We start from the raw sequence: 25,284 nt of genomic DNA on the forward strand, positions 1-25,284 counted from the left end.
CTATAGCATAAAGCGGCTAACATCAGCAGTTTGAGCCATATCACCCACGCTTGCGCGCACGTAAGCCTCGTCCACCACAACAGTGTCACCACCTCGATCAGGGGCTGCAAAAGACAGCTCTTCAAACACCCGTTCCAAAATAGTGTACAGGCGCCGCGCGCCGATGTTTTCGACGCTGGTGTTCACTTCTGCGGCTACCGATGCGATGGCTTTGATGCCTTCCGCCGTGAACGACACTGTCACTTCCTCGGTCGCCATCAATGCAGTGTACTGTAGGGTCAGCGCATTGTCGGTTTCCGTCAAGATGCGCACAAAATCGCCTTCGTTCAGGGCTTGCAGTTCAACGCGGATCGGCAGACGCCCTTGCAACTCTGGCAGCAAATCTGATGGTTTTGCCACATGAAATGCGCCTGAGGCGATGAATAAAATATGGTCGGTTTTTACAGGGCCGTGCTTGGTCGACACTGTTGTGCCTTCGATCAGCGGCAGTAAATCACGCTGCACGCCTTCACGTGAAACATCTGCACCACGCGCATCAGCACGGGCGCAGACCTTATCGATCTCGTCCAAGAAAACGATGCCGTTTTGCTCAACAGATTCCAGCGCTGCACGGTTTACTGTTTCGTCGTCTAGCAGCTTGTCCGCCTCTTCAGAAATCAAAAGATCGTAGCTGTCAGCCACCTTAATTTTCTTTTTCACTGTGCGCCCAGCAAAGGCTTTGCCAAAAATATCTCCAAGGTTCATCATCCCGCCCATTTGCGGCTGACCGGGTACTTCAAAGCCCCCCATCGGTGATGATGTATCTTGCATCTCAAGCTCGATCTCGGTGTCGTCCAACTCACCAGACTTTAGCTTTTTGCGGAACATCTCGCGGGTTTGCGCGCGGGCATCTGTACCAGCAATGGCTTCAATCACGCGGTCTTCGGCGGCTTGATGCGCTTTGGCTTTCACATCCTCGCGCATGTACTCACGGGTTTGCGCAATCGCTGCATCCACCAAATCGCGCACGATCTGCTCCACGTCACGGCCAACGTACCCCACTTCGGTAAATTTAGTGGCTTCAACCTTGATAAACGGCGCGCGGGCCAGCTTGGCCAGACGGCGCGAAATCTCGGTTTTGCCAACACCCGTTGGCCCGATCATAAGGATGTTTTTCGGATAGACCTCATCACGCAGATCATCCGTCAATTGCTTGCGGCGCCAGCGATTGCGTAGGGCCACAGCCACAGCGCGCTTGGCGTCGTTTTGCCCGATGATAAAGCGATCCAGCTCAGATACGATTTCGCGTGGGGTTAGGTCAGTCATGATTTAATCGTCTCCACGGTCAATTTTCCGTTTGTGTACACGCAAATATCAGCAGCAATCGCCATGGCTTCGCGAGCAATGTCTTCGGCTGTTTTATCAGTGGCCATCAATCCGCGTGCGGCGGCCAAGGCAAAGTTGCCGCCTGACCCAATTGCTGCGATATCATGCTCAGGTTCAAGCACATCGCCGGCACCCGTGATGACCAAAAGCTCAGTCCCATCGGTGACAATCAGCATTGCTTCCAACTTTTGAAGGTATTTATCCGTGCGCCAATCTTTCGCCAATTCTACGCTTGCGCGCGCCAATTGACCGGGCGTGGCCTCAAGTTTTGCTTCTAAGCGCTCAAGCAATGTAAACGCATCAGCTGTCGACCCAGCAAAGCCAGCAATCACTTCGTGTCCGCCAGGTTTCAGCCTGCGCACCTTGCGCGCTGTGCCCTTGATCACGGTCTGTCCAAGGCTCACCTGCCCGTCGCCCGCTATAACAACCTCATTGCCGCGGCGCACACCGATAATGGTGGTGCCATGCCAGCCTGGGAATTGATCATCAGCCATGATGTGTCCTTTCAATGAAGTCTTTATATGTGGGTTCGTTTATGGCGGTTCAAGCGAGAGTTGCAATCAAATGCACAACGCACAAACAAAAAGGGGCACCATTGGCACCCCTTTCAAATTCTATTCCGAAGGCCTTAAACGCTTTCGGTGATCCAGCTGGAAATCGCAGTTTTTGGCGCAGCGCCAACCTTGTTGGACACGACTTCGCCGTTTTTCACCATGAAAAGTGCTGGGATAGAACGCACACCAAATTGTGCTGGTGAATTTGGGTTTTCATCAATGTTAACTTTGACGATTTTGACTTTGCCTTCAAATTCGGCGGACAACTCTTCGAGCGCTGGGCCGATTTGTTTACATGGTCCGCACCATTCAGCCCAGAAATCCACGATCACTGGGATGTCGGATTTAAGAACGTCGGCTTCAAAGCTTGCATCTGTGACAGCAACAGTGGCCATTTGATTTCTCCTGATTTCTATGTTGAGCAGAACCTATGTGTCCTGCCTTAAAGGGTCAAGATGTAGCGGCATCTTGTAGGGCAGACATCACCATATCGTGTGGCAGCGGCATAAGCGTCGCAGTGCGTGTCCACAAGATCGCCACCTCAATTTTTTTGGATGGGTAAATGGTTGTGCAAATATCCGAATAAGCCCCCAATTGGCGCAGCAACCCTTCTGGCACGTCCTGTTCTGTTTTTGGAATGATTTCATTAGACTTAAAATCAATAATGCGAACAATATCATGTTCTACAATCAGACGATCAATAATTCCGCGCATAGGCTCATCATTGAGCGTCTTTACAACGCCAGAAAACCTGATCTCAGCCAAAGAGTTTTTGCCAAAGACATCCCATGCGTATTGCGCTGTCAAAACGCGAGTGGCCTCTGCCCAAATAGGCTCTAATTCAGTCAAGGTCGCAAATAATTCGCCAGACCCTAACAAGGATCGCGCAATCTCTGACCAGTCTGAGACAGGGTGATTTGGCAGATGTTCCAGCAACAAATGCAATTGCTTGCCATAGCGCATGGCGTCTTCTTCACTGCGTCCTGATGTGGGCCCCGCAAGCGCTTTCGCGCCCCCCAAATCCGAGGGCGACAAGAACACCTTAGGATCATCGACAATCACAGCCGGTTTTTGCACCCATTCTGGCAGCGCGGCTTTGCTCTCGGCCTTTATGGCGGCATCACCTGTGCGCATGGGCCAAACCCCATGTGCATACCGCTTTCCAATCCCGCTTGGAAACGCCTGTTCTTCAGCGCCCGCAGACAGCATGCCGTTTTCAACCAGTTGATACCAACAGCTGCTGTCCTTTTTCATCTTACCAGCACCAGCCACGATCAACCAGTTTTCAGCCCGCGTCATGGCCACATATAAAAGACGCCGCTCCTCGTCGTCATTCTTACTTTTTAGCTGGGTTAGAGCCTCTTTAGCCGCCTCTGCGTTGTTTTCCTTGCTCGATTTCCATGCGATCCCGCCATGCTCAAGCGTAATGAGTTCGTCCTTCGGTTCACTTGTTTCGCGCAATGTGTCAGGCAAGATCACAATCGGCGCCTCTAGACCCTTTGATCCATGCACCGTCATCACGCGAATGAGGTTCGAGGACTCGTCCAAAACACGTTTGAGCTTGATTTTCTCAGCCCCAAGCCAACCTATAAACCCCGTCAGGCTTGGCGTTTGTGTGGTTTCATAATGCAGCGCTTGGTGCAGTAACGCATCAAGTCCGTCCTCCGCCTCAATGCCAAGGCGCGCCAAAAACTTTTTACGCCCCCCGTGACGTACCAACACCCGTTGTATCAAATCATAGGGCCGCAAAAAGTCAGATGTCTTGCGCAAGTCGTCCAAAATATCCGCAGTGACAGGCCACTCGTCACGCCGTGCGCGCAATTCACGCCACAAGGTTGCCGCGGTGCGTTTGTGAGCGAGCGAAAACAAATCTTGTTCAGACCAGCCAAACAGTGGTGATTTCAATGCCTCAGCCAAGGCCAAATCATCATCTTGCAGCGACAAAAACGCCAAAAGCGATGTCATGTCTTTGACGGCCAATTCGTCATTCAAAACAAGCTGATCTGCGCCTGCGACAGGCAGGTTCAGCTTTTTAAGCGCGCGGATCATCGGGTAAAACAACCCTGATCTGTTGCGCACCAAAATCAAAATATCCCCCGGCTCAATATGAGTATTTTCGCTGCCTTTACGTGGAATCGAGCCTTTTTCAATCATGTCTTTGACATTGCGCGCCACCATCCCCGCAAGTCGAATGCTGTGATGTTCAGGGGCGACCAGATCGGTCGGATTTTCCCAGTCATCGGGATCAGTCTCCGCAGGCTCAGGTTCCACCAATGGCCATTGGTCCACACGTCCGGGGGTATCTTCAAAAAACGCGATGTGATGTGTGTCGCCTCCAACGCCTTGCCCATCAGATTGCGCAAAAGTCTGGTCCGTCATGTTCAAAATCGCAGGAGAGGACCGAAAAGAATGCTGTAATGCAATGTCTTGCAAGGTATGCCCCGCATCCCCAAGTCGTGCTTCAAAATGGTGTTTCATCTGGTCAAAAGCTTCAGGCGCAGCGCCCTGAAATGAATAGATCGACTGCTTTTTATCGCCCACAACAAAGATCGTGCGTGTTACATTGGGGCGCGCGCCCTCACCCACTGTAAATTCTTCGGCCAGCAGCCTGATCACCGTCCATTGATCGGGGCTGGTGTCTTGCGCTTCGTCCACCAGAATATGATCGATACCGCCGTCCAAGCGAAACAGCACCCATTGCGCTACGCTCGAAATCGACAACAAATCCCGCGCTTTTTGCACCAGATCGTCGAAATCCAGCAAGCCAAGTCGTGCTTTTGTATCGAAATAGGGTTGCAACAGCGCGGATGCGAATTGATGCAGCGCGGCGGTTTTTTTCGCAGATTGCAGCGCACGCAGATTGTCTGTGGCCTCCGACACGCGCTCCATCAATTCGGAAAGTTGCCGCAGGGCTTCTGGTTCAAGCGTCGCACATTTCTTGGTTGGCAGACCAGAATGCGTGCGCCCAAAGCGTGTCAGTCCTTGGTTTTCACCCGTTTTGACCAAAAACGCAGCGATCATATCTTGCAACAAGCTGATAGAGGGCGCAGCGCCAATCCATGTACGCAGCATCACGGCTGCCTTTACATCAGTTTTGTTTGGAGAAGCCTCCATGGCTGTGGCAGCACTGGTCAGCGCATGATCTTCGTCGCCTAAAAACACAGATTCAAGCAAATCTTGCTCACCATATCCGTCCGTTAGACCAAACCATTCCCAGATGTCCTCTGAAGTCGCAGGCGGATGAAAGGCCTCGCGTTTGCGCACGATTTGCTGCGCCAAATGCAACGGGTCAATGTCGTCTTGTCCTGAAATATGTGTGGCAACTGCATCAATCGCATCACGGCCTTGACCCTCGGCCAAAGTATCCAAAACCTCAGCCAGAATGGCATTGGTTTCGCGATCATCCAATTCCTTGAATTGTGGTGAAACACCCGCTTCCAGCGGGAATCGTCTTAATAGTGCGCCACAAAACGAGTGAATGGTTTGAATTTTCAATCCACCCGGGGTCTCGACAGCACGGGCAAATAAAGTGCGTGCGTGCCGCATTTCCTCGTCTGTCAAAACTGCGTCTGGCGCAAGGGCTTTCAGCTCAATCGATAAAGTGTCATCAGGCATCATCGCCCACGCACCAAGCCGCTTGAACAGCCTGTTTTGCATCTCAGAGGCGGCTGCCTTGGTATAGGTCAGACATAAAATATGTTGCGGCGGCGTGCCCGCCAACAACAGTCGCGCCACGCGGTCCGTCAACACTTTGGTCTTTCCAGAGCCCGCATTGGCTGACACCCAAGTCGAACTGTCAGGTTTTGCTGCCGCGATTTGGCGCAGAGTTGCGTCATCAAGCAAGATCATTGCACATCCTCCGGAAAAGGCGCGTCGCTGTCAGACCATTCACCCACCCGTGCTAAATGGTCGAAATCACCAGCAAACGATACGCTTTGAACGATCCGCCGAGATGTATAGCCCTGTTCGGGATCGTCATAGTTTTTAATCAGATCAATAAAGCGGTCTTCGATTTTTTGTGTATCGCCAGGCGATAAGGGCAAGCGGGTTTGTTTGGTGTTTCCGTCTAGGCCGAGATAAGCCAATTCAAACACGCGCCCCGTATTGAGCCCCTTAAATCCGCCGTTTTCAAGCATCACGGCCTCAAGATGAAGCTGCATCTTCAAGGTCTCGGTTTGCTTTTTCGTAGGTGGCGATCCTGTTTTGTAATCGTAAATGATATAGTCACCACCTTTGGTTTCGTCGATGCGATCTGCCTCGCAGGTGAGAGAAAAATCGATGTCTTTAAAGTGGTAGCCGCCCTTGGCCTCCGTGGCGACGGGCGTGCCTATTTCGCGGTTTTCGGCCTCTCGCAGAACCAAGGGCAAAGCAATTTTTTTCAACCGCCCCAGCCAGACACGGCGTGCAGCTGGCCATAGAACGGTGTCTTCTAAGACGCGCTCTGCGGTTGCAATCAAGCGTGCGGCGGCGTCAGATGGTGTTTCACCGATTTTATCAGAGGTCTCTGCGACGAACTCTTCCATGACTTTGTGAAAGGCCGTGCCGCGATCACGCGGGTCAGCAGATTGCGTTAAGGGGTTGAGTTTGCTCAATCTCAACACGCGACTGGCGTAAATCTGATAGGGATCACGCACCAATGTTTCGATCCGTGTGACAGACAATTGTCGTGGCCGCGCCGCGTAAGGGGGGCGCGGGCTGGGCCGTTGCGCCAGCGGAACCGTCACATCGGGGAGCTCAAGCACACGGGCCATATCGACAAACACATCGCCGCGGGCGCGCATCTGTTTCAGTGCATTTGCGCCTTCATCTGACATACCCGCTAGCAGATTGGTGAGCCGTATCACCCAACGCGACGCTACGGTTTCCGCCTCGGCGTTGCGTTTGGCGCGCGCCAAAATTACCATTTTGGCCCCGATGGATTGCTGAAAATCATGCGCGGCTAGGCCGATTTGTTGCTCGGGCGGCAAAAGCCCGACTTGCTTGCGCATATCGCGACTGAACCATGGGTCGGGGGCAGGGGCTGCGGGCCAAACGGTTTCATTCAGCCCGCCCAAAATAACCACATCAGCCCCTTGAGCGCGGGCCTCAAGCGTGCCCCAAATCATGATGTCGGGGTGTTTGGGGGATGGATCGCGCGCAAGGCCGCGCCCCACGATGGCGTTGAACATTGACGCGAATTCATATGTGGTCATCTGACCGCCATGTGGCGCCTCAAATTTGAGCTCTGTCACCACGCGCAGGGCTTCGCGGCCCGCAGACTGTGCCCACAACTCTGTCGCATCGGTTGATTTTGGCCCACAAACCAATGTTTCAGATAGCTCTATCACATGATCCAAATGATCCGATAGATGAGATATCGGGCTGGATTCGAGACGTTCAATGATGTCAGAAGCCCACATCGCCCAAGCGATAAGCGTGGCATCAATCGTGCCATCATCAGATTGTTTCTCCGCAAAAGCTAATAGGTCATCACGCTTGGGAAATGCAGGCCCATAGCGACGCAGATGGCGCTCAAGGTTGCGCGTCCATAGCAAATGATAACCGCGAATGCCCTCATCCTCAGACATGCCGCGCGCGACCAGCGGATGCTTGAGCAAAACCAACAGATCCTCAGATGATATGGCCCGACCAAGTGCTGCTGACACATGGCGCAACAGCCGACCTGGTGGAGTTTGGTTCAAGGGAATGCCCGCGCTGTCGTCGGGGGCAATGTTCCACCGATCCAAAACAGCAGTAACATGACGGGCAAGTGCACGATCGGGCGTGATCAGCGCGGCCTTTTTACCGTCTTCGGCCGCCTTGCGCAGCGCCAAAGCTATGCTGACAGCTTCTGACCGTGAATCTGGGGCTTCGATCAAAGTTAAATCATTGCAAGCATCAGATACATTCTTGAAATTCGGCCCTTCGGTCATCCATTGATCGGTGACGGGAGCGGGGCGTAAAGCAAGCGATATAAGCTGGTTTCGGGTCACATTTTCATCAGATTTAGTCACCCAATTTTCAATGCTACGGGGCGATATGCCTACCTTCTGAGCAAAGGCTGAAAAGCGCGCCTGTGGATGCTCAAAAGCGTCTGTCTCATGAATTTTATCCCAGGTTTCAGCCGATATATCAAAATCCACACCAGGCAAAACCACAGCCCCTTGTGGCAGCCCTGCGACCAATTTCATAAAGGTCGATGTGGTCCCCCGCGACCCTGTTGAACCCGCAACGATAATTGGATGATTTGGGGGCGCGGCGCCCCAACTGTCGCTCAGCAAATCCACAACCATCTTCAATCGTGCCTCAGGCATTGGGGGTTGGTTTTGCGTTGGATCGAAAAAAGCAGAGATGATCGACATAAATCGCCGTGCTCGCGTCCAATGGCCGGATGTATCTTCGATGTTGATCGCGTCCAAATCCGCAGGCGATACGCCTTCGTCGTGCATTTCAGACAGCAAACCCGCAAGACTGTCTGCCAAATCGTAAATGGTTGAGCGTGCAGCAAAATCAGGTTCTTGATCTAAAAAACGCGCCACAAGCTGCGATAGTTCAAGTCGACGTCGCAAACCTGACACGCCTGTGGCCACGTCGCGCGCCGCAATGTCGGTGCCCAGATCGGTGATCAGACGAATTTTGGGTAAAAAATGCGTGCTCCCATCGTCAAACGCCAGTTTCAAATCTTTGCGCATCCGTGATGAGTTCACGAAAATTTCCACTCGCGCCAAAGCGTCCGGCGATTGCAATTTCAATCGCTCCATCAACCCGTCTTTAAGCGCGAATGGAAAGCGCACGCCGCAGGGCAGGCCGTAAACACGTGGGCGGTCTGTTTCAATGAACATTACGAATGGGTCTCCAACATAGATTCAGCAAGCGGAATAGCCTCGGGATATCCAACATCACACCAGTGGCCCGAATATATCGCACCATACAGTGTTCTACGTGTTAAAAGCGTTTCCCAAGCCATATTGAGCGAGAAATGTGACTGTTCAATCTCTGCAACATACTTGGTTTTGATGACCTGAAGTCCCGTATAAACATCACCAGCCCCGCGTGCGAGAGCGCCATCAGCTGCGCGCCTAAAATCACCAGTACCTTTATGACCGACGGCATTGGCCTTGGGGATTAAAAGCAACAACCCGTCCATGATGTCTGGGTTCCAATGCATGCGTAAAAACTCTGCTGGCGCAGGACCAGACCACACCGCATCGGTGTTCATTGTGAAGACAGCATCACGATCCAGCAAAGGCAAGGCGTGCTTTAACCCACCGCCGGTTTCTAACAAATCAGTTTCAAAAATAGGCTCAATTCCAGCCAAATTTAGATGTTTTTCCAAAATTTCGGGCTGGTAGTGCAGATTGGCAAACTGTCGCGGGATGTCGCCCATGGCGTCAACTGCATGATCAATCAGTGGCCGTCCTGCCACATTGATCATTGGTTTTGGTTGATGTTGTGTCAGCTCAAGCATCCGCGTGCCACGGCCTGCGCAAAAAAACATTACAGTGTCGAGACAGTGCCGCATTGCGCTTTCAACTTTCCAAGAATCTCAGGGGTCGGGGCAGGGATCGTAGATGTGACTATCTTCGCTACATCCACTAAATCTGGATGGGCAAGGTCCGTCATCAAATGCCCCCAAACGCGTGGAATCAGATCGACGTAATGCGGCTTTCTGAAATAGAGCGACATGCGCGCGAAGATCATCAAGATGCGCAAATTTCGCTGCACAGAACAGATCGCTGCCTCGCGTGCAAACTGTTCAGGATCAAACGACATGCTTTGGGTGAAACGATCCACACACATCTTTTGCACATCCGGCGAGACATCGCGTCGTGCATCGGTGGTAAGGGATATTAAATCATAGGCAGGATGCCCTAGCATGGCGTCTTGAAAGTCTAGCAAGCCAACATTTTTTGGGGCAGGGCGCGTCGGCAACCAAAGCAGGTTTTGTGCATGAAAATCGCGCAAGGTTGTGACAGAACCCGCCCCTAAAGAGGCAATCAATGGCGACAATGCCTCGCGACAGGCCGCGTGCGCATCGCTGAGATCACGACCTGCCGCAGGTTCGGCGTACCATCGAAAACTGGCCAGCGCGAGATCAAGCATTTTCGGATGATAGTCTTGCGCGCCAGCCAAAACAGGGGCCTGCGCCAACACGACCAAAGCATCAACCGCAGCGGTATAAAGGGTGCGCTCATGTTCAGGCGACGCATCGCAAACAACGTCAAACAAATCATGCCCAAAGTCTTCCAAAACCAAAAAGCCGTTGGATTCATCGGCCTCATATATTTCAGGTGCGGCCAACCCATTGGCACGCAAATAGGCCGCGACAGTTAAGAACGGACGCACATCTTCGCCTTTTTCTGGCGGGGCATCCATCACGATGACATGACGGCCTGTGGCCTCATCAAGCAAACGTTCATAACGTCGTAAAGACGCATCCCCCGCGAGAGGGGTGCGTTTGGCTGTTCGCCAATCCGTTGTGGATAAAAAGTTATCTAAAAGCTGCGCACGTTTTTCCATGCGCCGACATTAAACCGCTCAACAGCCATGGCAAGCGAGATCACATCTCGACGAAGCGCGAGTCGGCTTGGGGTTGGGAGATGGGATGGATGAGCTGCGTGGTTTCTTCAGGTAAAAACCCTGCCAATGTTTGCCCATTGGCCAGCGGGACAAAGCGACAGTTCAAGCGTCGGCCATCCCATAGGCGTGCTGAATTTGTCCATTCTGTGCGTTCGCCCATGCGACCAATAAAATCACGCACATCGCCCCAAATGGGGCTGGGCGCACATTTCGAATGCCACAGACGTGTGGCATCCATCACGCCGACATCGCGGGCGTCTTCCAAACCGTCAGTCCCCCAAAGCGAGGTATAAGCGCTGTTGGCCATAAGCAGTGTGCCATCATTTGCAAACACCGCGATGGCTTCATCAAGGGAATCAAACACGGCTTGGCTCGTTTCAATTTCGGCACGAAAGCGCCGCGTGAGAGACATTTCGGCGCTGATGTCTTCGAACAAAAACGCGATGGCGCCATCGGGATGGGGTCTGCCAGAGACGCGGTAGGTTACGCCGCCATGCAGCGACCAAATCTCTTCGTATTGTCCAACACTTGCGGCTGTTTCCAGTTCGGAAACCTCTTGGCGCCAAGATTTGTAGTCTTTAGGTTCAGGCATCATTTTTACATCGCGCAGCCGATCCAAGAATGCGGTAAGAGCAGGCCTATTGGATAAAAAATCGACAGGCAGAGTTGTCAGATCCATAAGGGCAGGGTTGAACAGCGCAAGGTTGCGATCACGATCAAAAATCGCAAGGCCGATGGTAAGATGTGCAAAGGTTTTGGTCAGTGTTTGGCGGAACTCTCGCAACGATTTTTCGGCCTTAACTGTGTGGTCTGCCGCAATGGCGGTGAATAATGTGTCGTCTCCGACTGGCATCGGAAAGACTTCATAAGGGCGATCACCAGCAGTGTCATTGGTCAAAGCAAGACGTTTAAATTCGCCCGGCGTGGTGGAAAATAACTGTTTGGTGTCAAACAAAGACAAGGGGGGCCAGCTGGGAATGTCACCAGTGGGCAATTGCGCATCGGCAAGCGTAACATAAGCCGAATTGGCCCAGCTGATGGTTCCATCTTTCAGCTCGCGCCACACCAAAAACGGAACATGTTCAGAGGTGGCGCGCAGGGTTTCAAGTTCTTGTTCCATGGCCGCAATAGAATGGTGATCCATGTCCACATGATCGCGTTCCGTTTCCAAATCCAACAGTGACACACGCGCAAGCCCATTGCGCCATTCGCAACGTAAAACCGCACTGCCGTCGCGAGATTCCACATCTATTTGGCCGAGGTCAGCAAGCTCGCTGATGTCCGATTGAAACGTCGGGAACCGATGCAGCAGCACGCTGAGCAGACGCGACCAATCAGAACCGACTTCGGCCGCAGCACTGATCACAGTGCGCGCGGATTTCGTGGCGTTTATCAAGGTTTCGTCATCGAACAGGAATATAATATCACTGTCATCGCCGTGTAGGGCAATGGTGTCAGTCGCCGTTTTACGCCCGCCAAGCCATGCCAATGCGTAGAGAACTAGAAATGCTGTGCACAGTGTTCCAAGGCACATAATCGAAAGTGTGAGCATGGTATTGGCTGTCATGAGAATCCCCTTTGCGCGCGGTCGCGTCGGGTATGACTCTTCAAAATTTAGGTTAATGGACGGTTAAAACATCAAAATTTCAACGTTCAAACAGCACATTTTCGCCTAAGGCCTTGGTTTGTTCTTCTTTTGATACCGCAATCCGCGACATCGGCCAAACCAGTTCAACGATAGCGCCAGAGCGTCTTCCTGCGTGCAAATGTTGATCATGGGGGGGCGATCCGTTGGCAAATGAAATATCCGCGCCCGTGCGTTCCAACAGCGTTTTGGCAATGAACAGCCCTAGGCCCATTCCCTCATAGGCGGGGCGTTTTTGCGCGTCATCCGCGCGATTGCGCCTACGCATAAACGGGTCGCCGATTTTGCCGATCACTGAGGTGGGAAACCCAGCGCCATCATCGATGATGCGCACGCGAATGCTGTCTTTCGTCCAGGACACATCCACCCAAACCGTGGATTGAGAAAAATCGACAGCATTTTGCACAAGATTGCGCAGCCCATGGATCATCTCGGGATGGCGATACACATGTGGTTGACCCACGCCTGTCTCGCCTGCAGACGCGTCTATGATCACGGTTTTGCCTCGCTGCATATGCGGGTCGGCGGCTTCTTCAATAACCGCTTGCAGGGGGGCCATTTGCAGGTGCAGATCGTTTTTACCGCTACGTCCCATCGAGCGCAAAATATCTCTGCATCTGTCAGCCTGTTCGTGGATCAACTGTGCGTCGGCGCGAAACTCTTCGAGCTCTGCCAGATCATCAACCAATTCCGCGCTCACCAGCTTGATCGTCGCCAAGGGGGTGCCCAGCTCATGTGCTGCAGCCGCGACAACGCCGCCCAAATCGGTCAGCTTTTGTTCGCGGCCCAACGCCATTTGCGTCGCCAAAAGCGCCTCGGACATAGTGTGAATTTCAGAGGTGACCTTCCACGCGTAGCCCCCCAAAAAGGTGATCCCGACGACGATGCCCGCCCAAGACCCAAAGGTAAAAATATAAGGCAATACGACGGGCGATCCGTAAATATCAACAAGTGGCACGTTGATCAGGGCAATCAGTGTGACCAACACAATCGCCACACCACCCGTGGCGATCACAGATGTGGGGCGTAGTGCTGTGGCAGAAATTGTCACAGGCACCAAAATCAGCAAGGCAAACGGGTTGTTCAATCCCCCCGAGAGGTACAACATCGCCGACAATTGCGTGATATCGAACAACAACATCCATGTCGCGCCGCGTTCTGTTAGCCGCATGTTTTCAGGGTACACAAACGCCGCCACGACATTGACGATAACAGATGCACCAATGACGATCGCAAAGCCACCAAGTGACAGCTGAAAGCCAAAAAACACCATGGCGATGCCAATTGTGACCACCTGTCCTGTAATGGCGATCCATCTGAGCCACACCAAAGTGCGCAGTCGCACCCAGTTGGAGCGGCGTTCTTGGTCGATGATGTCTTCTGAAATATGGTCCATAGACAGACTGCTGATCCTAATGTTTCACTATATCTCTTGTGCGTCTGACCTTGTTAGTCTGGCCAACCCATCCGATCAATGCGCAGATTGTAGCGTTTAAATCGCATATGAACATAAGAACACCCAATCTTGTGAACACCAATGGGCTATCGCCATGATAAAACCGTTGATACATCTTGCCGCGTTTCGACTTGCCGCAAACTCTGGTTTAAGTCGCCTTGCTTTTATACTGGAGAAGCCCATGACACGCACTGTCGCCATTACATCTGCCATCGCAATTGCCGCCCTGTTAGGGGGGACATTATATTTAACCCTTGGTTCAAATTCAAACGACCTCGCAAGCTGTTCGCAAGCAGCTGTGGCTGGCGGATCGATTGGTGGGCCTTTTGAGTTGGTCAGTGAAGATGGCGTGACCATGACGGACGCCGATGTGTTTACCAAACCTACAATCCTGTATTTCGGTTACACCTTCTGCCCTGATGTTTGCCCGCTCGACAATATGCGCAACGCCGATGCGCAGCGTATTTTGGATGAGAAAGGTTATGACGTGCAAACAGCCTTTATCACCATCGACCCAGAGCGTGACACACCCGAGGTGATGAAAGAATTCACCAGCCTATTTCATGACAATATGATCGGCCTGACGGGGACGCCTGAGCAAGTCAAAGTGGCCTCAAGAGCCTATAAAACCTATTACCAAAAACAGGTTGATGGCGATCCAGAATACTACCTGATGGATCACTCCACCCAGACCTATTTCGTGATGCCAGAGACCGGTTTTGTGGACTTTTTCAAACGTGACGATTCCCCCGAAAAAATGGCCGAAACCGTTGGGTGCTTCATCGACGCTGTAGGGTAAGACTTGGATAAAAAGTCGCGTAAAATTTGACAACGGCCAAAGTCCGCCTACTGTTTAAGTAGGGCGCTTGTGGCGCGAATGGTTGGAGGATCATTTGATGACAACAGAAAAATTGAACATCGGTGACGATAAATCACTGTTGCTTGTCGATGATGATGAACCGTTTCTGCGCCGTTTGACGCGCGCCATGGAAAAACGCGGCTTTGAGGTTGAAATGGCGGGATCTGTTGCGGCAGGTAAAGCTATTTCAACCGCACGCCCACCGGCTTATGCGGTTGTTGATCTGCGCCTTGAGGACGGGAATGGTTTGGACGTGGTCGAAGTGCTGCGCGCCAAACGTCCCGACAGTCGCATCGTTGTGCTAACAGGCTACGGCGCGATTGCCACCGCAGTCGCTGCGGTCAAAATCGGCGCTACGGATTATTTATCGAAACCTGCGGATGCCAATGACATCACCAATGCGCTTTTGGCTATCGGTGACGATCTGCCGCCGCCGCCTGAAAATCCGATGTCTGCGGATCGGGTGCGCTGGGAACATATTCAGCGCGTGTATGAACTTTGTGATCGCAACGTGTCCGAGACGGCGCGGCGATTGAACATGCACCGTCGGACCTTGCAGCGCATCTTGGCCAAGCGGTCACCGAAATAGGTCACCAAATAGGACGTGTATGCCGATTTTGGGCCTTTAAAACATGTAAAATGAGGGGGCGGGAAAGTTTGTAAATGTTGCAAACTCCCGCCTTATTCTCTTTAAAACACCGCCAATTGATCACCGCAGGTCGTATCGCTTCCAAATTTTATCAACGCGTGTGCCGTCATCCAATTCAGTGTCTTTGATCACTTTGAAGGTCTCAAATCCGCGGCTTTGGTAATAGGCCAATCCCCCAGAATTATCGGCACGGATGATCGCATCAATCGCGCGATAGCCGATGTCTTTTGCGGCCTTGCACATCGCAGTAAACAGCTTTGATCCCACACCTAAACCCGTGCCGCCAATACGCACAAAGCTGGCAATATCTGCTACATCAGCGGCCTTGGGGCTTGGTTCAATCCACTGGAAACCCATCACGCGACCTGTGTCATCTTCGGCCAATAGCCAAACGGCCCCTGTCATATGCATACGGGCCGCCAGATCGTCAGCGGTTTTGTCATGAACGTAAGCTGTTGTACCGCCTACGGCAATGATTTCATTTAACAATTCAGCAAGCGCACGGGCATCCAAAGGGCCCGCTTTGCGTATGTGATACCTCATAACTGCGCCATCAATTCGGCGTGCCTTGCGGTAAAAGCGTTGCGTGCATGGACAGGCGGGCGCAGGTGGATACGCAGGCCACGCACCACTGTCTCGTCTTGCTTGCCGAACAATTTGTTGCTTTCAATGATCGAAAATCCCGCAATTTGAGTGGCTTCTAACCAAGCTGATACCTTGTCCGCCTTTTTGATCTTGCGCTTAATTGCCACAGGAATTTTCGCAGGCAGGCCAAACCGAATGTGAATGGCCGCCGTCAAACGATCATCCAGCTCCCCGTAATCGGGCCCAATTGCGGCTTTCACGGGTGAAATCATATCGCCGATGACATACTCTGGCGCGTCATGCAAAAGAGCTGCCAATTGCCACTTTATCGGTTCATTCGGATAAAGTTGCCTGAAAATTTGTTCAACTAAAACAGAGTGTTCCGCGACTGAATAGGCCCAATCTCCACGGGTTTGACCATTCCAGCGCGCAACAAACGCAAGCCCATGGGCGATGTCTTCGATCTCGATATCCATCGGAGTCGGGTCCAACAGATCAAGCCTGCGCCCTGAAAGCATGCGTTGCCATGCCCGTGCTTGTGCCATGTTTTAACTCCAGCCAGTTCGTTCACGTTCCGTATAATTCGCTATGGGTTTAACCTCAAATCAATCCCATTACGTTGTAAGCGCGTATACGAGGTGGTAACCAACCTCAAAGTTATTTTTAAGGAGCCGCCCATATGGCCGACTACATCGTCAAAGACATCGCGCTGGCCGAATTCGGTCGCAAGGAATTGAATATTGCTGAAACCGAGATGCCAGGCCTGATGGCGCTGCGTGACGAGTTTGGCGACTCCAAGCCACTCAAGGGCTCGCGTATTGTTGGTTCGTTGCATATGACCATTCAAACCGCTGTTTTGATTGAGACTCTTGTGGCACTTGGCGCTGATGTACGCTGGGCGTCTTGCAATATTTTCTCAACCCAAGATCACGCAGCAGCAGCCATCGCCGCAAGCGGTGTGCCTGTGTTTGCGATCAAAGGTCAATCTTTGGAAGAACATTGGGATTACCTAGATAAGTCTTTCCAGTTCGCTGATGGCCCGAACCTGATCTTGGACGATGGTGGCGACGCAACACTATATATCTTGCTGGGTGCGCGCGTTGAAAACGGCGAAACCGATTTGATCGAAGTGCCGACGTCTGAAGAAGAAATCGCAGTATTCGCCCAAATCAAAAAGCGTATGGCCGAAACTCCTGGTTGGTTCACCAAAATGCGTGACCAAATCGTTGGCGTGTCCGAGGAAACAACTACAGGCGTTCACCGTCTGTATGAGCTTGTAAAACAAGGGCAATTGCCATTCCCCGCGATCAACGTGAACGACTCCGTAACCAAGTCCAAGTTCGACAACAAATATGGCTGCAAAGAAAGCCTCGTCGACGGCATTCGTCGCGCCACAGATACAATGATGGCCGGTAAGGTCGCTGTCGTTTGTGGCTACGGCGATGTGGGCAAAGGTTCTGCCGCATCGCTCAGCGGTGCTGGTGCCCGTGTGAAAGTCACCGAAATCGACCCGATCTGTGCGCTGCAAGCGGCGATGGACGGTTTTGAAGTGGTGCGCCTCGAAGATGTCGTGGCTACGGCTGACGTGTTCATCACCACCACAGGCAACAAAGACATCATTCGCATCGAACACATGCGCGCGATGAAGGACATGGCGATCGTTGGCAACATCGGTCACTTCGATAACGAAATCCAAGTGGCCGCGTTGAAAAACCACAAATGGACCAACATCAAAGACCAAGTGGATATGATCGAAATGCCGTCTGGTTCGCGTATCATCTTGCTGTCTGAGGGGCGTTTACTGAACCTTGGTAATGCCACAGGTCACCCATCGTTTGTTATGTCCGCGTCTTTCACCAATCAAGTTTTGGCGCAGATGGAGCTTTGGACAAACGGCGAAGCGTACAAAAATGATGTCTACATTTTACCGAAACATCTGGATGAAAAAGTGGCGCGCTTGCACCTTGCGCGCATCGGTGTGCAGTTGTCTGAACTGACTAAAGAGCAAGCTGACTACATCGGTGTGACTGTGGAAGGTCCTTTCAAGCCAGAACATTACCGTTATTAAGCGCACTGAATGTCATGATCAAAAAGGCCGCCGTCATGGGTGGCCTTTTCCGCCTATGGGGACTTCTCATAAAACTTTCCCTTTGTTTTCTAGCCACCTGAACCTAATCTAACGTCAAGCCCAAGTTGAGGCTTTTGAACGTAGCCGAACGGCTAGTAATTGGTGGGAGAATTCCAATGGGAAAACGCGACGATCTTATCGCAAAATATGCCGACGATCTTAAAACAAAATGTGGCATGACGCCTGATATGGACCTGTTGACGAAAGTGACTATCGGTTGCGGTCCAGCGATTTACAACGCGGACGCGTCCACTGTTGCTGGCAGTCAAGAGTCAGAACTTGAAACAGTCAAAAACAACTTCTTGATTAAAAAATTGGGATTGGCCGACAGCCCTGAATTGATGGACGCAATCCATGCGGCGATCGAAACTTACGGCAAGTCCGAGCGCAACAAATTCCGTGCCGTGTTTTACTACTTGTTGGTAAAGCACTTCGGCAAAGAAGCTGTCTACAAATAAAAATTTAGCCGTCTCAATCATGTGTTGAGGCGGCTTTTTCTGATGTTTCATGCGGTTATAGTTAACGCCTAATTGCTATTTTCTATCGCCAGTTAAACTAAAACGTTCCGACTTCTAATTTGCATGGAATCGCTAAACCACATAGCTTTAAACCAAGGCTAGTATGGCTCGGACCTAATATATCAGACGCGTGTGGTGCTTAGGAGCGCGTGGGGTGAAGAGGGTTCCGAGGGGTCGGGACCCTCCATTTTTAAAAAATACCGAGAATAAGCCCAATAACGCCACAGCCGATAATAGCGTATCCGCCATCTATGATGGCCAGTGCGCGCGGGCGCATTGCATAGGCGACGTTCATTGCAATCCATGGGGCAATGAAAAACATTCCAATACCAAGCCCAGATATCAGCCCTTTAGCTGCACCATCAATACCTGCCATAGCAAACATGTGACGCATCATTCCCGCGACCAGCAACATGCAAATCCCAGAAATAATAAATGGCATGGGGGAGCCGCCTTCGGGCCGACCGTTTTCGTCCACTTTGACGCCCGATGCGGCAACCCATTGTTTTGCGAGCGTCATGTACCAAACTGCCCCCATGACAAAGCCTGCAAGTGCTGCAACCAAAACCGAAATTAATCCCATAAGGTCCTCCAAAACCAATATAGCTTAAGTAAGCATAGCCTTAGACGCTTTAGCTAGACGATTCCTGATAAGGTCTTAGGGCTGCGTAGCGCCAAGATTGCAGATAATAGCCCATTCGTCAGCAGTCACAGGCTGTACAGACAGTCGTGAGTTGTTTACAAGAACCATTTCCGCCAAACGTGGATCTTCTTTGCACATTGCCAAAGTCACGGGGCCCCCAAAGGGGCGCACCGCTTTAATGTCGACACAGTCCCAGCGAGCGTCCTCAGTCGTGCTATCTTGATGCGCAAGAGCACAGACTTCAACAATGCCGACAATTTCTTTTTCGGCACGCGAATGATAGAAAAAACCAAGATCGCCCAGTTGCATTTGGCGCATGTTGTTGCGCGCTTGATAGTTGCGCACACCATTCCATTCTTCGCCAATGTCACCCTTGGCAACTTGTTGATCCCACGACCAAACGTCAGCTTCGGATTTGAACAGCCAATAGGCCATCAGCCGATCACGCGCTTCCATGCTTGAACCGTGACGCTTTCAAACAGTCCGGCTTTGGCATAGGGGTCGTTGTCTGCCCAAGCTTGCGCCGCAGCCATATCTGCCACTTCGATAATAACCAATGAACCACACATGTCGCCAGCATCATTCAAAAACGGTCCGGCTTGTTCTACAACTCCCGTCGCTTCAATATAGGCGAGGTGCTCGGTGCGTGTGTCGAGACGGGTTTGAAGTGCGCCAGCTTTGTCGGCACAGATAATAGCGAATTTCATCATTTATTCCCTTTTGAGTGGACGAGAGAGCAACAGCTCCACCGCGTCAGTTATTATGATTGAAGAATCTAGAATGTCACGGACAACATTTGTGATGGGCATATCGACCCCATGACTGTTCGCAAGCACTGCTACAGCACGCGCTGTGGCGACACCTTCGACGGTGATCGTCGGATCGATGTCTTCCCCGCGCCCTAGCTTTAAGCCGTGAGAAAAATTACGTGATTTCGCAGACGTGCACGTCAAAACCAAATCACCGAACCCGGAAAGCCCGGATAGAGTCTGTGGTGAAGCCCCAAGTTCGGTTGCAAGGCGCTGCATCTCAATATTACCACGCGTCATCAATGCTGCGCGCGCGCTTTCCCCAAGGCCTGCGCCTATTGCAATGCCACAGGCGATTGCCATCACGTTTTTCAGTGCCCCGCCAAACTCTACTCCGACTGGATCTAAGCTGGAATAAAGCCGAATTGTTTTCGTGGTTAACGCAGCTTGCAAAGCTGAGACCATCGCTTCGTCTGAGCTTGCGATTGTCAAGGCGGTTGGTAATCCATCCGCAATATCCGTCGCGAAAGACGGACCAGATAGGATGGCTACCTTGGCAGTCGGAATGAGTTGACTTAGAACTTCAACAGGCCCAAGTCCCGTTGCAAGATCAATGCCCTTACAGCATGATACCAGCGTTTTTCCCGCCAAAAGTGCCGCGTTCTCTTGCGCGAATTGTGACAACTTTTGCATAGGCATCGACATCAAGATGATATCCGAGCGGCAAGCCTCACTTAAATCGGATGTGAGGCCCAATGCATCAGGCAGTTTACGTTCCGGTAAGCGTCTTTCATTGGTACGAACGGCTGACATCTGCACCATCTGATCGGCTGAACGCCCCCATAGAACGATATCTTTACGCACGGAACTCAAGGAAATCGCCAGAGCCGTTCCAAATGCACCTGCACCAAGGACGGTAATGCCAGTCATAATTCGCGCCTTTCAAACTTTAGTCGATTAAAATCGACCAAGCGTTGTTTCATCTCATATGGGGGGGTAACACTGGGGCATCATTCACACAATGCTGGGGATCATTTTGCCTAGGATCACACTCATTTCAAGACCGATGGAGGACGCAAAAGCGCTCAAACGTGCCCTTTTGTTGATGAACCCCTCAACCAAAATTATCTTGGCGCCTGCACTTGCGATTGTTCCTGTCGCATATGAGCTAAAAACTGATGTATTTGACGCAATTATTTTGACCTCGAAACACGCGGTACCCGCTGCCGCAAAAATGACTTCAACGATACCTGTTTTATGTGTTGGGGATAGAACCGCGCAGATGGCGCGCTCATTGGGACTTAGAGCGGTTTCGGCGGCAGGAAATGCCAAGGATCTGATCGAATTGGTTCAAGCCTCTGGTGCGTCGAAAGTGTTGTATTTGCGCGGCGCACATGTGCAAGCGGATATGGAATTCGAGTTGAGTTTGGCTGGAATTGAGACAAAATCAATGATTGTCTATCGTCAAGACCCGTGTGAATTTTCACATGATGTTCAGCAAAGCCTATTGGCTGCGACAGAGCTTTTGGTTCCCGTTTATTCTGCCCGTTCTGCTCGCATCGTGTCGCAAAATTTAAGTGGTTTTGCGGGCCAAATTACTTTGGTCGCGATATCTAAGGCTGCAGCAAATGGTTGGTCGGGGCCAGTGCCGCATCAAATTGTATATGCAAAATCGCCAAATTTCGAGGCAATGGTGGCTGCTATTGCGTCGCAGTTGGCTTGAATGGCTTGAGGGTCCCTTTCAGTCCGACTAGGTTCGTTTTGTAGCGACACATTATTTGTTCGGATTCGAAAGGTTATATCGTGGCACGGTCAAAGAAATCTCCCAAAGACACAGCAAAATCCGAGGGCGCTCCTGAAACGGTCGTCACTGATGCTGTTGACGCAGTGCAAACGGAAACAGGTGATGGCGATCCCAAAACCCCTGATATAGAGAACAGCCCCTCCCCCGTACCGGAACCTGAGCTTGCGGATGTAAGCGAAACGTCTGAAGCTGAGGCTAAAATCCCCGCACCAGAGGATGAGTCCAAGGACACTCTCGCAGAAGAGTCTGTAGATGAAAAAGAAGTCGTCGCAGAGGCCGAAGGTTCTACTGATACGCCAAATTTGATTGAGCCACAGGCCATTGTACAAAAACGTGGATTTGTCCCCATGCTTTTGGGCGGTGTTGTCTGCGTTGGTCTTGGCTATGCAGGCGCCAATTTTATTAAGCCAGATGGTTGGCCCTTCCCCGGCGCCAGTACAGATGTTTTACAAGCCCGCGTGTCTGCACTTGAAACGCAGCTCGCTGACTCTCAAACTCAGGCCGTGCAAATGGCTGAGTTAATTGACACGGTGCGTGGCGAAATGTCGGCTGTGACGACGTCGGTAGATGCGAAGATTGCTGACATAAATTTAAATGATGCATTAGCACCTGTCGAAGCTGCGCTTGCAGCGGTTGATCAACGTTTAACTGCAGTTGAGGCCGCCCCTGTCGCCGAAGCTATCGTTTCACCCGAAGCTACAGCGGCTTATGAGCGCCAGTTGACCGAAATGCAGACGCTATTAAATAGCGAAGTTGCGCGTTTGCAGGATGCGAAAGCGGCCGCTGAAAACGAAGAAGCCAATGCAGCCAAAGCCTCTGCCATCTCTCGTTTGCAAGAAGCTATAACAACGGGGCAGCCGTATGATGCTGTTCTCAGAGACTTGCAAATTGATGTGCCCGCCGCATTGAGTGTGCCTGCCGTACAGGGAGTCGCGACCTTGCAGGACATTGCGATATCGTTCGGCGAAGCGGCTGATATTGCTATCGTTGAGACCGCAAAAACGGATGGTGAAAGCCAAGGCTGGATGGACCGTTTTTTGCGCACGCAACTGGGGCTTAGATCTTTGACGCCTAAAGATGGAACAAGTCCTGATGCAGTGCTCTCGCGCGCAGAACAGGCCGTTCGTGACAATGATCTGCAAGCGGCTTTGACTGAAATTTCGACACTTCCTGATGTGGGGCAAGCGGTGATGGCAGATTGGGTTGCGATGGCACAAACCCGTCTCGATGTCACTAACGCGCTCTCCGCAATGCTTGCTCAATAGAAAGGCGCTCACATGCTCTGGTCTTTGGTTAAAATAGTTTTCTTTGTTGTCCTCGTGGCGGCGCTCGCATTCGGCGGGATGTTCTTGATCGATAGCGAAGGCAGTATGGACATTGCGTTCATGGGTTTCAAAATTAGCTTGTCGCCTATCAAGGTGGTCATCGCCATCGTGGTGTTACTGGTCGTCGCTTGGTTGCTTTTGAAACTTGCTGGGCTCTGTGTTGCTGTCGTGAAGTTCTTGTTGGGCGATGAAACTGCATTGTCGCGTTACTTTGATCGCAATCGCGAACGCAAAGGCTTTGATGCGATGGCTGAGGGTATGATGGCTTTAGCGTCAGGCGAAGGCCGTGTAGCTATGGCCAAAGCATCGAAAGCAGAAAAATACCTGCGCAAGCCTGAGCTGACCAACCTTTTGACTGCGCAAGCCGCCGAAATGACGGGCGATAAACGCAAAGCTCAAGAAGTTTACCGACGTCTTGTTGCTGATGATCGCACCAGGTTTGTTGGTGTACATGGTATGCTTAAGCATAAGCTTGAAGAAGGTGATACCGACACGGCGCTTAAGCTTGCAGAGAAAGCTTTTGCGCTCAAGCCAAAGCACGTTGAAATGCAAGATACATTGCTACAGTTACAAGCCAGTAAAAAAGATTGGTCGGCGGCGCGCAACACATTGTCTGCCAAGTTTAAACACGGTGCAATTCCCCGTGATGTACACAAACGACGTGACGCAGTTTTGGCGCTGTCAGAAGCCAAAGGTGTTTTTGAAACAGGTGCCACGGTAGAGGCGCAAGAGGCCGCGATTGAGGCTAATAAAAAGTCGCCCGATTTGATTCCAGCAGCGGTCATGGCCGCCGATGAATATACGCGCCAAGGCAAAATCCGTCAGGCCACCCGTATTTTGAAAAAGGCGTGGGATACACAACCCCATCCAGATTTGGCGGCTGCTTTCGCACGTATAGCACCGAATGAAACACCTGATGCACGGATTAAGCGTTTTGCTGGTCTTGTTCGGGCAAAGCCTGGTCATCCCGAAACAAAAATGCTTATGGCTGAGTTGCAAATCGCTGCAGAGGACTTTCCAGCAGCACGTCGCACTTTAGGTGACTTGGTGGAAAACAATCCAACCGCAAGATCTATGATATTGATGGCTGCGATTGAACGCGGTGAGGGCGCTGAAGATGTCGTTGTGCGTGGATGGCTTACTCGCGCCTTGACGGCTCCGCGTGGCCCGCAGTGGGTGTGTGATAAATGCCAAACAGTTCATACATCATGGGAACCCATTTGTGTCAGTTGTTCCGCATTCGATACATTAAGTTGGCGCACGCCGGCACAGTCGGAGGTCTCTATGCCCGCTGGAACTGAAATGCTTCCTATGATTGTGGGAGCAGATCAGGAGATTCCAGTCGAAGATGATGCAACGGTTGAGTTTATAGACGTGGAAACCGTTGAAGAGTCAGGCGTCGTCGATGCTGACAATATTGAAGAGTCTTCTAAATAACTAAGTTCAAAAACTCGGGCGATGCAGTTTTGTCGCCCGAGTTCACTTGCGTAAGTATTTGGTTCTTATCAGACGAGAAAAAATCGCAGCCAAGTTTTATGTTTATGTGGCATTCTATCGAACGACGAATTCTGCATGTAAGGCACCGGCTGCCTTAATACTTTTCAAGATGTCGATCATGTCTCGCGGAGATACGCCCAAGGCATTCAGCCCCGCGATGACTTCTGACAAAGACGTTCCCCCCGGAATTTCAGCAAGTCCTATGCCCGGTTCTTCTTCAATAGCCGCGCGTGTTCTGGGAACAATCACAGTACTGCCTTCTGAAAATGGATTTGGTTGCACAACAAGTGGTTCTTCCTCAATGCGCAGCGTTAAATTGCCCTGACTGACAGCGACTCTTGAAATACGGACGTCCTCTCCCATCACAATCGTTCCTGATCTTTGATCAACGATAACCCGCGCTTTTCGTTCTGGCTCGACAGAAATGTTCTCGACACGACCAAGTGCGTGCGCGGGCGATAGCGACTTTGTGGCCTTTATGTCCAGAATAACAGTTCCTGAATCTAGCATTCGTGACACCACGCGTCCAAAGTTGTTATTGATGGCCACCTCAATACGACCAGCGGTTGTGAAGTCGGGGTTTCGCAACGCGAGGCGGATCGACGTTAATTTCGTGAAGTCGAATTCAATTTCGCGTTCAATTCTAGCACCTGATGGGATGACGCCAGAGGTGGGCACGCCTTGCGTCACCGTTGCTCCATCGCCCTCTGCAGAAGCGCCGCCAGCAATAATCGTTCCTTGTGCAACCGCGTAAATTTGCCCATCTGGAGCATTCATTGGTGTCATAATTAACGTACCGCCCAGCAGGCTTTTTGCATCGCCAATGGCGGAAATTGTCACATCAATTTGAGATCCCGTTCTGGCAAAAGGAGGCAACGTCGCTGTCACAAAAACCGCTGCAACATTTTTGGGACGAAACTGCTCACCTTGTCTGACGTCAGCACCCGT

Annotated in this window: 23 protein-coding genes; 7 read left to right on the forward strand and 16 right to left on the reverse strand. The window is 51.6% G+C overall.

Annotation, left to right across the window (positions count from 1 at the left end; all coding sequences use genetic code 11):
- From hslU to regB, 9 genes are all read right to left on the reverse strand, one after another.
- Complete coding sequence (gene hslU, locus KO503_RS08750) at window positions 1-1,305, reverse strand: ATP-dependent protease ATPase subunit HslU (RefSeq protein WP_215991164.1); 1,305 nt, start codon at window positions 1,303-1,305, stop codon at window positions 1-3.
- Complete coding sequence (hslV, locus tag KO503_RS08755; protein WP_252731003.1) at window positions 1,302-1,859, reverse strand: ATP-dependent protease subunit HslV; 558 nt, start codon at window positions 1,857-1,859, stop codon at window positions 1,302-1,304. Before hslV ends, hslU begins: the two co-directional genes overlap by 4 nt.
- A gap of 134 nt (window positions 1,860-1,993) precedes the next feature.
- On the reverse strand, window positions 1,994-2,314 hold the full coding sequence (trxA, locus tag KO503_RS08760) for a thioredoxin (RefSeq protein ID WP_215943262.1): 321 nt from the start codon (window positions 2,312-2,314) through the stop codon (window positions 1,994-1,996).
- Window positions 2,315-2,369: 55 nt separating this feature from the next.
- On the reverse strand, window positions 2,370-5,768 hold the full coding sequence (gene addA, locus KO503_RS08765) for a double-strand break repair helicase AddA (protein WP_215991165.1): 3,399 nt from the start codon (window positions 5,766-5,768) through the stop codon (window positions 2,370-2,372).
- Complete coding sequence (addB, locus tag KO503_RS08770) at window positions 5,765-8,740, reverse strand: double-strand break repair protein AddB (protein WP_215991166.1); 2,976 nt, start codon at window positions 8,738-8,740, stop codon at window positions 5,765-5,767. Before addB ends, addA begins: the two co-directional genes overlap by 4 nt.
- On the reverse strand, window positions 8,740-9,396 hold the full coding sequence (locus KO503_RS08775; protein WP_252731004.1) for a nucleotidyltransferase family protein: 657 nt from the start codon (window positions 9,394-9,396) through the stop codon (window positions 8,740-8,742). The genes addB and KO503_RS08775 overlap by 1 nt, the downstream gene beginning before the upstream one ends.
- Complete coding sequence (locus tag KO503_RS08780) at window positions 9,396-10,418, reverse strand: aminoglycoside phosphotransferase family protein (protein WP_215991168.1); 1,023 nt, start codon at window positions 10,416-10,418, stop codon at window positions 9,396-9,398. The genes KO503_RS08775 and KO503_RS08780 overlap by 1 nt, the downstream gene beginning before the upstream one ends.
- 40 nt (window positions 10,419-10,458) lie before the next feature.
- A complete protein-coding gene (locus KO503_RS08785) occupies window positions 10,459-12,045 on the reverse strand; it encodes a PAS-domain containing protein (protein WP_215991169.1) in 1,587 nt (528 codons plus the stop codon).
- 79 nt (window positions 12,046-12,124) lie between these two features.
- The gene (regB, locus tag KO503_RS08790) at window positions 12,125-13,519 is read right to left on the reverse strand and encodes a sensor histidine kinase RegB (RefSeq protein WP_215991170.1); all 1,395 of its coding nucleotides are present in this window, start codon (window positions 13,517-13,519) and stop codon (window positions 12,125-12,127) included.
- Window positions 13,520-13,760: 241 nt separating this feature from the next.
- Between regB and KO503_RS08795 the strand changes: the two genes are divergently transcribed.
- Together KO503_RS08795 and KO503_RS08800 are read left to right on the forward strand one after the other, a co-directional pair.
- Window positions 13,761-14,378: an SCO family protein gene (locus tag KO503_RS08795; protein WP_215991171.1), complete on the forward strand. Its 618-nt coding sequence runs from the start codon at window positions 13,761-13,763 to the stop codon at window positions 14,376-14,378.
- A gap of 97 nt (window positions 14,379-14,475) precedes the next feature.
- Window positions 14,476-15,027: an ActR/PrrA/RegA family redox response regulator transcription factor gene (locus KO503_RS08800; RefSeq protein WP_215991172.1), complete on the forward strand. Its 552-nt coding sequence runs from the start codon at window positions 14,476-14,478 to the stop codon at window positions 15,025-15,027.
- A 120-nt stretch (window positions 15,028-15,147) separates the two neighbouring features.
- Here the strand turns inward: KO503_RS08800 and KO503_RS08805 are convergent, their stop codons facing one another.
- Both KO503_RS08805 and KO503_RS08810 read right to left on the reverse strand, forming a co-directional pair.
- Window positions 15,148-15,630 carry a GNAT family N-acetyltransferase gene (locus tag KO503_RS08805; RefSeq protein WP_215991173.1) on the reverse strand — a complete coding sequence of 161 codons (483 nt, stop codon included), beginning with the start codon at window positions 15,628-15,630 and terminating at the stop codon, window positions 15,148-15,150.
- Window positions 15,627-16,217 (reverse strand): HD domain-containing protein, encoded by a 591-nt coding sequence (locus KO503_RS08810; protein WP_215991174.1) that lies wholly within the window; start codon window positions 16,215-16,217, stop codon window positions 15,627-15,629. Before KO503_RS08810 ends, KO503_RS08805 begins: the two co-directional genes overlap by 4 nt.
- Before the next feature lie 134 nt (window positions 16,218-16,351).
- On the opposite strand from KO503_RS08810, the gene ahcY reads away from it, so the two are divergent.
- A complete protein-coding gene (gene ahcY / locus KO503_RS08815; RefSeq protein ID WP_215991175.1) occupies window positions 16,352-17,740 on the forward strand; it encodes an adenosylhomocysteinase in 1,389 nt (462 codons plus the stop codon).
- A 176-nt stretch (window positions 17,741-17,916) separates the two neighbouring features.
- The gene (locus KO503_RS08820; protein ID WP_215943274.1) at window positions 17,917-18,258 is read left to right on the forward strand and encodes a DUF2853 family protein; all 342 of its coding nucleotides are present in this window, start codon (window positions 17,917-17,919) and stop codon (window positions 18,256-18,258) included.
- 250 nt (window positions 18,259-18,508) lie between these two features.
- On the opposite strand, the gene KO503_RS08825 is transcribed toward KO503_RS08820, so the two are convergent.
- The 4 genes from KO503_RS08825 to KO503_RS08840 all read right to left on the reverse strand — a co-directional run bounded on the left by KO503_RS08825 (window position 18,509) and on the right by KO503_RS08840 (window position 20,640).
- On the reverse strand, window positions 18,509-18,901 hold the full coding sequence (locus tag KO503_RS08825; RefSeq protein ID WP_215991176.1) for a DUF1761 domain-containing protein: 393 nt from the start codon (window positions 18,899-18,901) through the stop codon (window positions 18,509-18,511).
- Between the two features lie 75 nt (window positions 18,902-18,976).
- Window positions 18,977-19,396, reverse strand: coding sequence for an EVE domain-containing protein (locus KO503_RS08830; protein ID WP_215991198.1), 420 nt, complete (start codon window positions 19,394-19,396; stop codon window positions 18,977-18,979).
- The gene (locus tag KO503_RS08835) at window positions 19,396-19,668 is read right to left on the reverse strand and encodes a YciI family protein (RefSeq protein WP_215991177.1); all 273 of its coding nucleotides are present in this window, start codon (window positions 19,666-19,668) and stop codon (window positions 19,396-19,398) included. The genes KO503_RS08830 and KO503_RS08835 overlap by 1 nt, the downstream gene beginning before the upstream one ends.
- A 3-nt stretch (window positions 19,669-19,671) precedes the next feature.
- Window positions 19,672-20,640 carry an NAD(P)H-dependent glycerol-3-phosphate dehydrogenase gene (locus KO503_RS08840; RefSeq protein ID WP_215991178.1) on the reverse strand — a complete coding sequence of 323 codons (969 nt, stop codon included), beginning with the start codon at window positions 20,638-20,640 and terminating at the stop codon, window positions 19,672-19,674.
- 136 nt (window positions 20,641-20,776) lie between these two features.
- Here KO503_RS08840 and KO503_RS08845 point away from each other — a divergent pair, with 136 nt between their 5' ends.
- The 3 genes from KO503_RS08845 (at window position 20,777) to KO503_RS08855 (ending at window position 24,276) form a co-directional block, all read left to right on the forward strand.
- Entirely contained in the window at window positions 20,777-21,433 is a 657-nt protein-coding gene (locus tag KO503_RS08845) for a uroporphyrinogen-III synthase (protein ID WP_215991179.1), read from the forward strand.
- Window positions 21,434-21,513: 80 nt separating this feature from the next.
- Complete coding sequence (locus KO503_RS08850) at window positions 21,514-22,779, forward strand: COG4223 family protein (protein WP_215991180.1); 1,266 nt, start codon at window positions 21,514-21,516, stop codon at window positions 22,777-22,779.
- A gap of 12 nt (window positions 22,780-22,791) precedes the next feature.
- Window positions 22,792-24,276 (forward strand): heme biosynthesis protein HemY, encoded by a 1,485-nt coding sequence (locus KO503_RS08855; protein ID WP_215991181.1) that lies wholly within the window; start codon window positions 22,792-22,794, stop codon window positions 24,274-24,276.
- Between the two features lie 114 nt (window positions 24,277-24,390).
- On the opposite strand, the gene KO503_RS08860 is transcribed toward KO503_RS08855, so the two are convergent.
- Window positions 24,391-25,284: flagellar basal body P-ring protein FlgI (locus KO503_RS08860; RefSeq protein ID WP_215991182.1), on the reverse strand; the 894-nt coding region annotated here is incomplete at its 5' end.

The sequence above is a fragment of the Pacificibacter marinus genome (assembly GCF_018860505.1).
GTDB lineage: Bacteria > Pseudomonadota > Alphaproteobacteria > Rhodobacterales > Rhodobacteraceae > Celeribacter > Celeribacter marinus_B.